Here is a 12,749-nt window from a genome sequence, read left to right on the forward strand (position 1 = left end):
CGCCGTCACGACAAGGAGACGGACATGAAGACATGGACTTTGCCGCTCGTGCTCGCGGGCGCCATGATGCTGGTCGCGCTGCCGGAGGCGGCGTCGGCGCAGTCCGGGCAGGCGGTGATCAACGCGCCGGCCAACGTGCGCGCCGGTCCGGCCGTCGATTACCCGATTGTCGCCCAGACCGGCGCGGGCATGCCCGTGACGGTCTACGGCTGTCTGTCCGATTACTCGTGGTGCGACATCGGCCTGCCCGGCGCGCGCGGCTGGATCTACGCGGCGCTGCTCAGCTATCCGTATCAGGGCAGCCCGGTGCCCGTGCTCAACTACGGCCCGATGATCGGGCTGCCCATCGTGACGTTCTCGATCGGCGCGTACTGGGGCAACTATTATCGTGGCCGGCCGTGGTATCACGATCAGCGCTACTGGCAACGCCCGCCTCCGCGACCGCGGCCGCCGGGGCACTACTATCCAGGTGCCGGACCGCGTCCGCCCGGGGGCCACTATCCCGGCGCAGGGCCGCGCCCGCCGGGACCGGGGGCCGGACCGGGGAACCGCCCGCCCGGACACGGTGCGGGCCCGGGGCCCGGGCCGCGCCCTCCGGGGCACGGCGCCAGCCCAGGGCCGCGTCCACAGGGAGGCGGCGGTAGTGCGGGTCCGCGTCCGCCTGGTGGGGGGAATCGCGCAGACAATGACCGTGGGCGAGGCGGGGGACGCGCAGGCGGACAGAGCGGTGGACATGGTGGACGTCCGCCCGGCGGCGGTCCGGGGGGCGGTGGCCCCGGCGGTTCCAACCACTGACCCCGCCAACCGCGCGCGTCGCCCTGTCTGCGACGCGGCGGCCCTCGCGCCACGGCTCCTCCATCCATGTGCCCCCAATTCAGCAGACGCTGTACGCACCTTGGGAAAAATCGCTTAAAATATGAGCAATTCCGGCCAGGCGGAGGCGCCGATCAGGCACCGATGGCCGGACCGCAGGACAGCGAGCCTTCGCCCGAACGACGCCACGGCGTCGAACGGGCACCCACCTTGCAGACCCACCCTTCTCCGATGTGCCACGGCGACAGTCGCCACGCACACGGCAGTCCGGCAGGATCCTCCGTAAGTCTCGATCGTGTTCGTCCCGCCCCGGTGCGCGTAGCGCGCGCCGTGGTTGCCTATCGTCTTGCCGCATCCGGCGCGCATCCCCATGCACGCTACCGACGGCCGACAGATCGGTGCCGTGCGCACCGGCGACGTTAGCGCAACGAGGAGGTTCGACCCACCCTGTGGTGTTCCGCCAGGCATGGGAACGAGCGGCCACAAGCCCGGGGTGCCCTTGCAGCCAGGTCGCGGGAGACCTCTCCCGTGGATTCCCCGACGGCGCGCCACGCGAACGCCAGGGGCATACGTTGCAGGAACCTTTTGCAGGTCATGAGTCTTTTTCGAACCAAAAACATCGAGAACATGCTGGTCGCGAGCCGTACCGGCAGTCTCAAAAAGGTGCTGGGCCCGGTCGATCTGGTCCTGATGGGCATCGGCGCCATCATCGGCACCGGCATTTTCGTGCTCACAGGCACCGGCGCCCTCACCGCCGGCCCTGCGCTCACGCTCTCGTTCATCATCGCGGCCACCGCTTGCGGCTTCGCGGCCCTGTGCTACGCGGAATTCGCGTCGACGATTCCCGTCTCGGGATCGATCTACACCTACAGCTACGCCACGCTCGGCGAGATCGTCGCGTGGATCATCGGCTGGGATCTGATGCTCGAGTATGGGCTGGCCTCGTCGGCCGTCTCGGTCGGGTGGTCGGGCTACTTCCAGTCGCTCGCGGCAGGCTTCGGTCTGCATTTGCCCGCCGCCATCACGGCAGCACCCGGCAGCGTGCCCGGCGTCACGACCTTCATCAACCTGCCCGCCGTGGTCATCATGCTGCTCATCACGTGGGTCCTGTCGTACGGCGTGCGTGAGTCCGCCCGCATCAACAATCTGATGGTGGCGATCAAGATCGGCGTCGTGCTGCTGTTCATCGCGGTGGGCGTATGGCATGTCAAACCGGCCAACTGGACACCGTTCATGCCGTTCGGCACCGGCGGCATGTTCAACGCCGCCGCGCTCGTGTTCTTCGCGTTCATCGGCTTCGACGCCGTGACGTCGGCAGCGGAAGAAGTCCGCAATCCGGGCCGCGATCTGCCCATCGGCATAATTGGCTCGCTCATCGTCTGCACGCTGCTGTATGTGGCGGTCGCCGCGATCATGACCGGCATCGTGCCGTTCGCGAAGTTCGCGGGCGTGGACCACCCGGTGTCGCTGGCGCTGCAATATGCCGGTCAGAACTGGATCGCGGGCTTCGTCGATCTGGGCGCGATTCTCGGCATGACGACTGTGATCCTGGTGATGACCTACGGCCAGACCCGCATTACGTATGCCATGTCGCGCGACGGCCTGCTGCCGCCGCTGCTCTCGCGCATTCATCCGACGCACAAAACGCCATTCGCCGGCACGTGGATCATTGGTGTGGTGTTCGCCGTCATCGCGGGCTTTGTGCCGCTGGGCGTGCTCGCCGAGCTGATCAACATCGGCACGCTGTCGGCGTTCGCGCTGGTGTCGGTCGCCGTGCTGGTACTGCGTCGCACGCACCCGGACCTGCCGCGCGCGTTCCGCGTGCCCGGCGCCCCGGTCGTGCCGCTTATCTCCGCCGGTCTGTGCCTGTTCCTGATGGCGCACCTGCAAGCGACCACATGGGTCGCCTTCGTGGTGTGGCTCGTCATCGGCTTGGGGATCTATTTCACGTATGCGCGCCGCAACGCGCTGCTGCACAAGTCGCGCGACGCGCTTCCGGCGCAGTCGTAAGCGCGCCGCTTGCTGTCCCCCCTCGCGCCCAGGCGCGAGCGCGCGGGCAGGCCCGGCTCAGCCGAAATTGCGATTGATCCACACGGCGCCGTAGCCTAGCGCGAACATGGTGAGCAGCAGCGGCACCGAGATGCGCAGTACCTGGATGACCAGCGGACGCGGCGGCAGATCGTCTTCCTCCGGCATCCGCGCCGCTTCGCGCAACGCACCGGTACAAAGCGCCGCCGCAGCAACGCTCACGACGATCCAGAACGTCTGGTTGTACATCAGCGCGACGAGCAAAAGCGCCAGCGCGACGTTGCGGCCGTGATAGATCAGATTGACGGTAGTACGAAAGGATTGCGGCGACATGTCGGTATTGCGCCGGCGTGAGCACGGATGCTCCACCGGCGCCAGGGTTCTGGTTATTCGTCGTGTGACGTGCGGTATGCCGTTCGGCCTGCCGCCGCCTGCAGAATCTGCGCAGCGCTTATCCTGCCTTAACGGCCTTCGCGACCGCAGTCTTTAGCCTGACATCGCGTCTGTGTTCGCCACGCAGCAGTATCGGACGCGATCTCGAATGGACTGCCGCAGGCAACGCCCGGCGGTGCCCGACGTGATGTCGGGCGCCAGACGAATGCGGTATGCTCCCCCGCATGACTGCCCCCGCGCCTTCCCCTCTCCCCACCGCCGTCCCGGACATCGACGGCGCGCCCCGTCACGATGCGCCGACGCGAGCCGTCTATGTCATCGTGGCGCACCCGCGCTGGCGCGACTCTCGCGTCAATCACCGCCTGCTCGACGCCGCTCGCAGCATCGCAGGTGTCGACGTCAACGACCTGTACTCGACGTATCCCGACTTCAGCATCGACATTGCGGCCGAACAACGGCGCGTGGCGCGTGCCGACCTGGTCGTGCTCGTCCATCCGATCTACTGGTACAGCATGCCGCCGCTGCAGAAGCTCTGGCTCGACGAAGTGCTGTCGTGGGGCTGGGCGTACGGCCATGACGGACATGCGCTCGCGAACAAGGACTTCTGGCTCGTGGCGAGTGCCGGCGGGCCACAGGCGAGCTATCGCCCCGAGGGCTACAACGAGCACGAGTTCTCGGCGTTCCTGCCGCCCTACGAGCAGATGGCGCGCCTGTGCAACATGCGCTTCCTGCCCCCGCACGTGTTCTTTGGCGCGCGACGCAGCGACGATGCCGCACTCGATGCCCACGTGAGCGCGTTTGCCGGCAAGCTCGCCACGTACCCGCAATGGCCCGAGCTGATTTCCATGGCAGACGCGCCCGAGTGTCAGGACATTCCGGTCGCGGATCGTCCGCGCTGCGCAACCGGCGTCGCCGACGTGGCCGGCACCACGAATGCAAGCTCAGGGAGGGCCGCCTGATGGAACACGTACCGGCCTGGTTGCTTGCCAGCCTGATCTACCTCGCCGCGGCGGTCATTGTCGTACCGCTGTCGCGTGCGCTGGGACTCGGCGCGATCATCGGTTATCTCGCCGCCGGGATCGCCATCGGTCCCTGGGGACTCGGTCTTGTCGCGCGCGTCGAAGACGTGCTGCATTTCGCCGAATTCGGCGTGGTGCTGATGCTTTTTCTTGTCGGCCTCGAACTGGAACCACGACGCCTGTGGAATCTGCGACGGCCGATCTTCGGATGGGGCTCGGCGCAGGTCGTCGGGTGCGCGGTGCTGCTCTTCGCGGCGGGCGTCGCACTCGGCGCGCCGTGGCGCATCGCCCTCGTCGCGGCCCTGGGCCTCGCGCTCTCGTCGACCGCGATCGCCTTGCAGGTGATGGCCGAGCGCAATCTGCTCGGCACCCCGAGCGGTCAGGCGGGCTTTTCGATCCTGCTGTTCCAGGACGTTGCCGCGATCCCGATCCTCGCGCTGCTGCCCTTGCTGGCCAATTCGTTCGACAGCCACGTGATGACCGGGACGGCGCGCGCGCTCGAAGCCCTGAAAATCGTCGGCGTGATTGCGGCGATCATCCTTGGCGGGCGGCTGGCGTTGCGCCCGCTGCTGCGCTGGATCGCCAACAGCCGCACGCCGGAGATTTTCACGGCGGCGTCGCTGTTGCTCGTCGTCGCCATCGCGACACTGATGCAATGGGTCGGCCTGTCGATGGCGCTCGGCGCGTTCCTCGCCGGCGTGCTGCTTGCCGAGAGCGAATACCGGCGGGAGCTGGAAACCGACATCGAACCGTTCAAGGGGCTTCTGCTCGGGCTGTTCTTCATTGCCGTCGGCATGAGCATCGACTTCGGTGTGCTGCTCGCGCAACCGCTGCGCATGATCGCCGTCGTCATCGGCTTCATGGCGCTCAAAGGACTGGCCATCTACGGGGTGTCGCGCTGGATGCAACTGCCCTATCAAGAACGGCCGATCTTCACGCTGCTGCTGGCACAGGGCGGTGAATTCGCCTTCGTGGTGTTCCAGTCGGCCGGACCGCAAGTGCTGCCTCCGGCGGTGTCGTCGTTCCTCATCGGCGCCGTCGCGCTCTCGATGCTGGTCTCGCCGCTGCTGCTCGTGGGCATCGACAAGTGGCTGCTGCCGCGCTACAGCGTGACGGGATCGCCCCGCATGGCAGAGATCGACGAGCCGCAGTCTGCCAGCGTCGTGATCTGCGGCTTTGGACGCTACGGGCAAATCGTTGGCCGCACGCTGGTGCCGCAGGGCGTTTCGGTGACCGTGCTCGATCACGATCCCGACACCATCGAGAGCCTGCGCCAGTTTGGCTTCCGGGTGTTCTACGGCGACGCGACACGGCTCGATCTGCTGCGTATCGCGGGCGTGGCACATGCCCGCGCGGTGGTCGTCGCCGTAGACGACGTCGATCAGTCCCTGGAAATCGTCGACCTGTTGCGCGAACACTTCCCCGACGTGCCCATCGTGGCGCGGGCGCGCAACGTCGGCCATCTGTTCCAGCTTCGCGATCGTGGCGTCGAACACATTGAACGGGAAGTCTTCGAGTCGTCGTTGCGCAGTGCGCGGTCGGTGCTTGAAACCCTGGGCTGGCCGGCGGCCGAGGCGAGAGAGGCGGCGATGGCCTTCCGGCGCGCCAATTTGCAACTGACCGACGAGATGTATCCCGCTTACCAGGATCGCAAGGCAATGGTCGCCGCGGCCAAGGAAGGCCGCCGCCAGTTCGAAGAGCAGATGGCACGCGAGCGCGAGCAGCGTCATGCGCGGCGGCACGTCACGTTCGGTTGGGACGGCGAGCGCGCGCCTGACGCGGCCCCTGCCCCGACGCCCACCGACGCACTGGCGTCACGAACCCCGGACACGCCCGCGGCCGAAGACCGCCGCGCCTGATCGCCCGATCTCGATTCGTCGGACGAACAAAAAGCCGTCCCGAGGATTTTCCCTCGGGACGGCTTTTGACGTTACGGCGACAGCCGGCCGGCGATCAGCTGCCTTGGCTGACGTTCAGCTCACCTGCGGCGCGGGCACGCGCCAGTTCCTGCTTCACGCCAGCGCGCGTGGCGCTCGGGCCTTGCGAGGCGACGATCGGGTAGTCGACGTCGTTCTGCGGCACAAGGCCTTGCGCGCGTGCCTGGGCCAGTTCGGCCTTCACGTCGGCGCGGCTCTTGGTCGAGGCCGAAGCGACATAGACCGGATAGTCGGCGTCACCGTTCGGGATCAGCCCTTGAGCGCGGGCTTGTGCCAGATCAGCGAGCACGGCGGCACGCGTGAGCGGCTGACCTTGCGAGGCGATCTCGGGGTAGTTGTTGCCGTTCTCGGCAGCGTTGCTGGCCACAGCACCGAACGAAGCCACGGCGGCGATAAGGGCGATTGCGATGTTCTTGCGGTTCATTTTCTTAACTCCTGTCTAGTTTGCGACGACTTTGTTTTCAATTGCGCCGTCGATGGAAGGAAGTCTAGAACTCGCCGCCGAGATGAAAAACGCGATATTTGTCGAGGAACTATTGCGGCTTTCGATGAGAATCGACGCACCACAATGGGGCAATCGCGCTGCGACGAACACCGCTGCCCCCGGGAAACGGGGCGCAGCGGCGTCGTAAGCGTTGGGCAAACGTGCGGGTGGGGGCTCAGTCGACGAGCGAGGCGCCGAGGGCATCGAGCAACTGCTGGGTACCGCGTTCGCGCGATCCCGCGTCGTCGTAGCCGTCCAGGAACGCGCCCTGCTCGGTCATGACGAGTTGCGTGCCGCCATCATGCGCACGAAGATCGATCGTCGCGAGCGACACGGAGATCTTGCGCGTATCCAGATGCATCTCGTAGGTGTAGACAAGCCGCGCATCGGGCACGACATCGAAGTACAGCGCGTCGAACGTGGACACCATGCCGCTTGCCCACTGCCCTTTCGCCACCTCGCGGCCGCCGGGGCGCACATCCATGGAGCGCTCGAGCAACGTCAGGCCATCGCTTCTGGCGAACCAGCGATCCTTGGCGTCGCGCTCGGTCAGCGCACGGTACACGCGCGCAGGCGACGCGGCGTACTGACGCTCGATGCGAAAGGTCGCATGCACCACACTGCGTTGCGTTGGCGCCTCCGCGTCGCGCATGACCTCGCGGCCCAGCTTATCGAGCGTCTGTGCCCAACCCTGACCGGCACCAGCGGGCATCCAGGCGAACGCGGGATCGTGAACGGTGTAGCGCTGCTCGACATCCAACCGCGTGCCTTGCCCCACTTCCGTGAATTGCGCCGTCGTGCGCGCGCCGAACAGCGCCTGTCCCTTCGCGTCGGTCACTTCCATGTCGATCACCAGACGTGCCGGAGCGTCGATCTCGATGAAACGCCCGCGAATCCAATGCGACTCCCCTTCTGGCGATTGCATGCGCAGGTCGAAAACGCCACCCACGCGGGCATCGATCTTCGCTTCGGGCACGGTGTAGCCGGTCGGGCAAAACCATCGCTTCACGGCATCGGTGCGGGTCCAGGCGAGAAATACGGTTTCGCGCGTGGTTGCGTAAGTCCGACCAACGCTCAGCGGACTCGGCTGCGTTTCGGGTATGGCTTCACTGGCTGTCCTCATGAACTCCTCCTTCGGGCGGCAGGCTGGCCAGATACTCGCCCAATCGGTCGAGATGGCCCTCCCACTCGTGACGGCGCTGATGAATCCATCGCTCGGCAAGGCTCAGCGCCTGGGGTTCGATCCGGCACGTTCGCACGCGTCCGGCCTTTTCCGTTCGCACCAGCCCCGCACTCTCAAGTACGGCCAGGTGCTGCATGACCGCCTGCAACGACATCGCCAGCGGCTGCGCGAGCGCGCTCACCGACGCCGGCCCCTGCGCCAGCCGCGCAAGCATCGCGCGGCGTGACGCGTCGGCCAGCGCCTGAAAGGTCAGATCGAGGGTGATGTCATGGTCAAGCATGTACTTGAGTATAGGCGCTCAGAAAAGTAAAGCAAGGACTTTAGTATCAGAATCGTCAGGTAATAATGTGATGCTCGTTGCGCGGGCGCAGGCGGGCCGTGTGCTGGCGATGGAGGATTTCCCGCAGCGATTGCTCGATGGTCTCGGACATGGCGTTGAGCGCGAGATCGTTCGGCTCCAGTCCGAACGGCTCTTCGATTTCGGCACTGACCGCTTCGAGCGCGAAGAAGGTGTACGAGAGGAAGGCCACGACCACCGGCGTCATCGGGCCGATCGAATCGACCAGACCGAAGGGCAGCAGCAGACTGTAGAGATAGGTCACGCGGTGCAGGATCACGCCGTAAGTGAACGGGATCGGCGTGGTGGCGATGCGCTCGCAGCCGCCGATGGCTTCGCCGAGCCGATCCAGATGCATCTCCATGACCTGCGCGAGCGGCGCTTCGATCTGCCCGCGCGAGCGGCGTTCCCGGAGCCATTCGCCCGCCATGAGCAGGATCGCGATGGGCTTGAACTGCTTGCGGGCGAGGCAGGCCACGTCCGTTTTGTCGAGCAGCCGTTCGAAGTCGGCCTGCGGGTCCGTGCCGCGCAACTGATGGCGCATGCCGTGTACGAAGGCGATGAGATAGGCGACGAAGCGCGACGATTCCGAGGTATCGGACACCAGCGTCATCGACTGACGGGCCAGCGCGCGCGTCTCATTGAGCACGCTGCCCCAGAGCATCCGGGCTTCCCAGTAGCGGGCGTAGCTCGTGGTATTGCGAAAGCCGAGGAAAATCGCGAGCGTGATGCCGATCAGCGAGAACGGCACGAACGTGAGCGGAATCTTCCATTCGAAGACGCGTCCGTGGGCCAACGTGACGGCGATCGAGATGAGGGTGGTGAAAATGAGCTGCGGGGCAATCTTGGGAACGATCGAGCCGCGCACGACAAAGAGCATGCGCAGCCAGTTCAGATTGGGTCGGACGATCATGGGGGAATGGAGGCGCTCGCAAGCGCGGAAGGACTGGCTGTGGGGGGAGCCGTTGCGCCGGGATGATACGCCCATATCGGCCGGTTTGAAATGGTTGCAACCGATTGCAACATCGCTGTGCGCCGCCCGGACCGCTGGCGAAAATCGCATTACGCCGCCTTGGCGTACACCAGGACTCAATAACGATCATGAACGTCCCATACCTCACGCCTCACACCGCCGGGGGGACCGGTAAGCTACGCGGACTGGCGGCCATCGCGCTGCTGACCGGACTCGCCGGCGTGCTCGGCAGTCTGTCGGGCTGCGTGGTCGAACCGCCGCGTCAAGCGCCTGCGGCGCGCGTCATCGTGGCGCCGGACCCGCATACCGTCGCCGTGCAACGTCGCGAGCAGATCGACCGCCGTATCGGCAATGAATCGCGCGACATCGACAATCACGTCAACCAAGGCTATTACCCGCCGCCGCGCGGCTATGACTTGCACCGCCGCCTTGGCGCCATTGCGCAGGAAGCCCGCGACATGGCCGCGCAACACGGCGGCGGCCTGTCGGGCGACGAGCAACGCGCCCTCAATCAGGAACTCGATCAGCTGCATCGCATGATCGCTGGCTGACGTCGGCACGGCTGCCGTGATCCGCAAAGACAACGCCCGTCGGCCGTTAAGCCGACGGGCGTTTCAATGGCCTTGCCGGACAACCGTCACTTCACGGCCAATGCCTGCGCCAGCGTGACCGGGTCCTGGAAAATGCTCGAAAAGTCGAGCGCGCCGTGCCCGTTGGCCCGATGCACCTCGAAGATGCGCCGCGCCAGATCGCCGAGCGGGGTCGCCACGTCGCCCGCCACCGCCGCCCCGTGGGCGAGACGCAAGTCTTTCGCCATCAGATCGGTGGCGAAACCGCCGGTGTAACCGCGCGACGACGCCGCATTCTCCATCACACCCGGACACGGGTTGTAGACCTCCAACGTCCAGTTGCGCCCGGAGCTTTGCTGCATGACGGCCGAAAGCACCTTCGGGTCAAGTCCGTTGGCGATCCCCAGACGCAGCGCCTCACTCGTGCCCGCCATCAGAATACCCAGCAGCATGTTGTTGCACAGCTTGAGCGTCTGCCCCGCGCCCAGCGGCCCGCCGTGATGAATCGCCCGTCCCATGTTGCCGAGCAGCGGCCGCATGCGCTCGACGAGCGCCGCATCGCCGCCCACCATGAACGTGAGCGTGCCCGCGGCCGCGCCCGCCGTGCCGCCGGACACCGGCGCGTCGAGCAACGGTGTGCCCGGACGCGCGAGCGTCGCCAACTGGCGTGGAATTTCCGGTGGCACCGTGCTGCTGTCGATCAGCACGGCGTCCGGCGCGGCATGCGCGAGCACACCGTCCGGGCCATCGTACGCCGCGAGCACATGTTCGCCGGCGGGCAGCATCGTGATGACCACCTGAGCGTTGCGCACGGCGTCGGCAATCGAAGTGGCCGCCGTGCCACCGGCCGCCGTGAGTCGCGCGAGCGCCGCGTCCGACAAGTCGAAGCCGCGCACCGCGTGCCCCGCCTTCACCAGATTCGCCGCCATCGGCCCGCCCATGTTGCCGAGCCCGATGAAGGCGACACGCCAGGCATTTTGTTGCGTTTCCGTAGCCATCGTCTGTCTCCGAATCTCCGAAAGAGTCGTGCGCGTTACTTCAACGTGATCGTCGTGTTCACGCCCGCCGGGCCCGTGCCGCGCGCTTGCCAGCGTGCCGTCACGGTCTTGGTCTGCGTCCAGAACAGAATCGCCTGTTTGCCGTTCGGCCCCAGATCGCCCAGCTTCGACGCACGCGAGCCGGTGAAGCTGAACCAGGCGACCGGCACCGGAATCGGCAGGTTGATCCCGACCTGCCCAACGTCGATCTCGTTCTGGAACTGGCGTGCCGCTCCGCCATCCTGAGTGAACAGCGCCACGCCGTTGCCGTTGGGATTGGCGTTGACGAAGGCGATCGCTTCATCGAGCGTATCGACACCCGTCATGCACAGCACCGGTCCGAAAATCTCGTCGCGGTAGATCGACATGTCGGCCGTGACATCGTCGAAAATCGTCGGACCGACGAAGTTGCCATCGGGCGCTTCCTTGACGGTGTGGCCGCGGCCGTCGAGCAGCAGTTTCGCGCCCTCCTCCACGCCGGCGCCGATGAGCTTCTCGACGCGCGCACGCGCCTGCTTCGACACCACGGGGCCGAGATCCGCCGTGCGGTCCGAGCCCGGACCCACCTTGAGTGCGCGCGCACGCGCCACCAGCTCAGGCACCCACGCGCGCGCTTCGCCCACGAGCACCGCCACGGACGTGGCCATGCAACGCTGCCCCGCCGCACCGAACGCCGCGCCCAGCAGGTGGTTGATGGCCTGCTCGCGATCCGCGTCGGGCAGGATCACGCAGTGGTTCTTCGCGCCCATCATCGCCTGGCAACGCTTGCCCGCCTCCGAGGCGCGACGATAGATATGCGTGCCGACATGCGTCGAACCGATGAACGACACGGCCTTGATGTCCGGGTGATCGCAAATGCCGTTGGCGATGTCCGGCCCGCCATGCACGACATTGAGCACGCCCGGCGGCAGGCCGGCTTCGAGCGCGAGTTCGGCCAGGCGCAGCGACGCGCTCGGATCCTGCTCCGACGGCTTGAGCACGAACGTGTTGCCGGTGGCCACCGCCAGCGGGAACATGAAGCACGGCAGCATCACCGGGAAGTTGAACGCGGTGATCCCGGCGCACACCCCCAGCGGCTCGATCAGCGTGTAGACGTCAACGCCGCCCGCGGCGTTCTGCGCGTACTCGCCCAACTGCAGCGAGGCAATCGAGCATGCGTGTTCGACGACTTCGAGGCCGCGCCCGACTTCGCCTTCGGCGTCGGGCAGCGTCTTGCCGTGCTCACGCGTGATCAATTCGGCGAGTTCGCCGGTGTGCTCGCGCAGCAACTGCTGGAAGCGCAACATCACGCGCATGCGGTTGGCTTGCGACGTATTGCGCCAGCCCTTGTAGGCCGCCTTGGCCGACGCCACAGCGGCATCGAGTTCCTCCGTCGTGGCAAACGGCACGCGTGCGACGACTTCCTGCGTGGCCGGGTTCACAACGTCGCGCCACTGCGAGGACTTCGACTCGACGCGCTTGCCGTCGATCAGCAGCGGAATGGTGGGTAGGGACATGACATGCTCTCCTGATGGAAACGAATGCGAGGATTCGGGGGCGAAAAGACTGCGAATGACTTCAGGGTTCGGTGGAAGGCGGGCTACGGTGAATGACCACGCAGCGCCGCCGGCAATTACAAGATAGGCAATCGCAGCGAGGCCTGCGCCGCGACGATCCCATGACGATCAAGCGTCGCTCACTTTGCCGCCGTGCTCGTCTTCACGAGCGAGCATGTCGATTTCGACAACGGCTGGAAGGCTTCCGTCGCGGGCACCGTGGCGACCTTGGTGTAGTAGTCCCACGGGCCTTTCGACTCGGCCGGCGACTTTACGCGGAATAGGTACATGTCGTGGATCACGCGCCCGTCCGGACGGATCGAGGCGTTGTGCATGATCGGATCGCGAATCGGCATTTCCCGCATCTTCTGCGCGACCACCTTGGCATCCACGCTCTGAGACGCCGCCACCGCGCGCAGGTAATGCAACACGCTCGAATAC

The 12,749-nt window shown here is 66.2% G+C and carries 13 protein-coding genes; 5 read left to right on the plus strand and 8 right to left on the minus strand.

Going from position 1 to position 12,749, the window contains the following annotated elements:
- Nucleotides 1-24: 24 nt before the first annotated feature.
- Together BGP02_RS18955 and bcaP are read left to right on the plus strand one after the other, a co-directional pair.
- Nucleotides 25-795 carry an SH3 domain-containing protein gene (locus BGP02_RS18955; protein ID WP_286798988.1) on the plus strand — a complete coding sequence of 257 codons (771 nt, stop codon included), beginning with the start codon at nt 25-27 and terminating at the stop codon, nt 793-795.
- A gap of 612 nt (nt 796-1,407) precedes the next feature.
- On the plus strand, nt 1,408-2,823 hold the full coding sequence (bcaP, locus tag BGP02_RS18960; RefSeq protein WP_286798989.1) for a branched-chain amino acid transporter BcaP: 1,416 nt from the start codon (nt 1,408-1,410) through the stop codon (nt 2,821-2,823).
- 57 nt (nt 2,824-2,880) lie between these two features.
- On the opposite strand, the gene BGP02_RS18965 is transcribed toward bcaP, so the two are convergent.
- Nucleotides 2,881-3,174: a hypothetical protein gene (locus BGP02_RS18965; RefSeq protein ID WP_017234838.1), complete on the minus strand. Its 294-nt coding sequence runs from the start codon at nt 3,172-3,174 to the stop codon at nt 2,881-2,883.
- 272 nt (nt 3,175-3,446) lie between these two features.
- On the opposite strand from BGP02_RS18965, the gene kefF reads away from it, so the two are divergent.
- Together kefF and kefC are read left to right on the plus strand one after the other, a co-directional pair.
- Nucleotides 3,447-4,193, plus strand: a complete 747-nt coding sequence (kefF, locus tag BGP02_RS18970) for a glutathione-regulated potassium-efflux system oxidoreductase KefF (protein WP_286798990.1) — start codon at nt 3,447-3,449, stop codon at nt 4,191-4,193.
- The gene (gene kefC / locus BGP02_RS18975; protein WP_017234836.1) at nt 4,193-6,112 is read left to right on the plus strand and encodes a glutathione-regulated potassium-efflux system protein KefC; all 1,920 of its coding nucleotides are present in this window, start codon (nt 4,193-4,195) and stop codon (nt 6,110-6,112) included. Before kefF ends, kefC begins: the two co-directional genes overlap by 1 nt.
- Before the next feature lie 94 nt (nt 6,113-6,206).
- On the opposite strand, the gene BGP02_RS18980 is transcribed toward kefC, so the two are convergent.
- From BGP02_RS18980 to BGP02_RS18995, 4 genes are all read right to left on the minus strand, one after another.
- A complete protein-coding gene (locus tag BGP02_RS18980) occupies nt 6,207-6,614 on the minus strand; it encodes a DUF4148 domain-containing protein (RefSeq protein WP_017234835.1) in 408 nt (135 codons plus the stop codon).
- A gap of 235 nt (nt 6,615-6,849) precedes the next feature.
- A complete protein-coding gene (locus BGP02_RS18985) occupies nt 6,850-7,797 on the minus strand; it encodes an SRPBCC family protein (protein ID WP_017234834.1) in 948 nt (315 codons plus the stop codon).
- Nucleotides 7,781-8,137, minus strand: a complete 357-nt coding sequence (locus BGP02_RS18990; RefSeq protein WP_017234833.1) for an ArsR/SmtB family transcription factor — start codon at nt 8,135-8,137, stop codon at nt 7,781-7,783. Before BGP02_RS18990 ends, BGP02_RS18985 begins: the two co-directional genes overlap by 17 nt.
- A 55-nt stretch (nt 8,138-8,192) precedes the next feature.
- On the minus strand, nt 8,193-9,107 hold the full coding sequence (locus BGP02_RS18995; protein WP_017234832.1) for a bestrophin family protein: 915 nt from the start codon (nt 9,105-9,107) through the stop codon (nt 8,193-8,195).
- 188 nt (nt 9,108-9,295) lie between these two features.
- Between BGP02_RS18995 and BGP02_RS19000 the strand changes: the two genes are divergently transcribed.
- A complete protein-coding gene (locus BGP02_RS19000) occupies nt 9,296-9,718 on the plus strand; it encodes a hypothetical protein (RefSeq protein WP_268566891.1) in 423 nt (140 codons plus the stop codon).
- A gap of 86 nt (nt 9,719-9,804) precedes the next feature.
- Here BGP02_RS19000 and mmsB read toward each other — a convergent pair whose 3' ends face one another.
- The 3 genes from mmsB to BGP02_RS19015 all read right to left on the minus strand — a co-directional run.
- Nucleotides 9,805-10,734 carry a 3-hydroxyisobutyrate dehydrogenase gene (mmsB, locus tag BGP02_RS19005; protein ID WP_268566892.1) on the minus strand — a complete coding sequence of 310 codons (930 nt, stop codon included), beginning with the start codon at nt 10,732-10,734 and terminating at the stop codon, nt 9,805-9,807.
- A 35-nt stretch (nt 10,735-10,769) separates the two neighbouring features.
- Nucleotides 10,770-12,269 carry a CoA-acylating methylmalonate-semialdehyde dehydrogenase gene (locus BGP02_RS19010; RefSeq protein ID WP_017234829.1) on the minus strand — a complete coding sequence of 500 codons (1,500 nt, stop codon included), beginning with the start codon at nt 12,267-12,269 and terminating at the stop codon, nt 10,770-10,772.
- Nucleotides 12,270-12,448: 179 nt separating this feature from the next.
- The coding region (locus BGP02_RS19015) for an ABC transporter substrate-binding protein (RefSeq protein WP_286798994.1) at nt 12,449-12,749 on the minus strand (301 nt) is incomplete at its 5' end.

Origin of the sequence: Pandoraea sp. 64-18 (genome assembly GCF_001899225.1) — a bacterium.
GTDB classification, from domain to species: Bacteria; Pseudomonadota; Gammaproteobacteria; order Burkholderiales; family Burkholderiaceae; genus Pandoraea; species Pandoraea cepalis.

What these genes read in the sequence shown, in the direction of transcription:
- BGP02_RS18955 (WP_286798988.1), top strand. Translation starts at nt 25, where the DNA reads ATGAAGACATGGACTTTGCCGCTCGTGCTCGCGGGCGCCATGATGCTG.
- bcaP (WP_286798989.1), top strand. Translation starts at nt 1,408, where the DNA reads ATGAGTCTTTTTCGAACCAAAAACATCGAGAACATGCTGGTCGCGAGC.
- BGP02_RS18965 (WP_017234838.1), bottom strand. Translation starts at nt 3,174, where the DNA reads ATGTCGCCGCAATCCTTTCGTACTACCGTCAATCTGATCTATCACGGC.
- kefF (WP_286798990.1), top strand. Translation starts at nt 3,447, where the DNA reads ATGCTCCCCCGCATGACTGCCCCCGCGCCTTCCCCTCTCCCCACCGCC.
- kefC (WP_017234836.1), top strand. Translation starts at nt 4,193, where the DNA reads ATGGAACACGTACCGGCCTGGTTGCTTGCCAGCCTGATCTACCTCGCC.
- BGP02_RS18980 (WP_017234835.1), bottom strand. Translation starts at nt 6,614, where the DNA reads ATGAACCGCAAGAACATCGCAATCGCCCTTATCGCCGCCGTGGCTTCG.
- BGP02_RS18985 (WP_017234834.1), bottom strand. Translation starts at nt 7,797, where the DNA reads ATGAGGACAGCCAGTGAAGCCATACCCGAAACGCAGCCGAGTCCGCTG.
- BGP02_RS18990 (WP_017234833.1), bottom strand. Translation starts at nt 8,137, where the DNA reads ATGCTTGACCATGACATCACCCTCGATCTGACCTTTCAGGCGCTGGCC.
- BGP02_RS18995 (WP_017234832.1), bottom strand. Translation starts at nt 9,107, where the DNA reads ATGATCGTCCGACCCAATCTGAACTGGCTGCGCATGCTCTTTGTCGTG.
- BGP02_RS19000 (WP_268566891.1), top strand. Translation starts at nt 9,296, where the DNA reads ATGAACGTCCCATACCTCACGCCTCACACCGCCGGGGGGACCGGTAAG.
- mmsB (WP_268566892.1), bottom strand. Translation starts at nt 10,734, where the DNA reads ATGGCTACGGAAACGCAACAAAATGCCTGGCGTGTCGCCTTCATCGGG.
- BGP02_RS19010 (WP_017234829.1), bottom strand. Translation starts at nt 12,269, where the DNA reads ATGTCCCTACCCACCATTCCGCTGCTGATCGACGGCAAGCGCGTCGAG.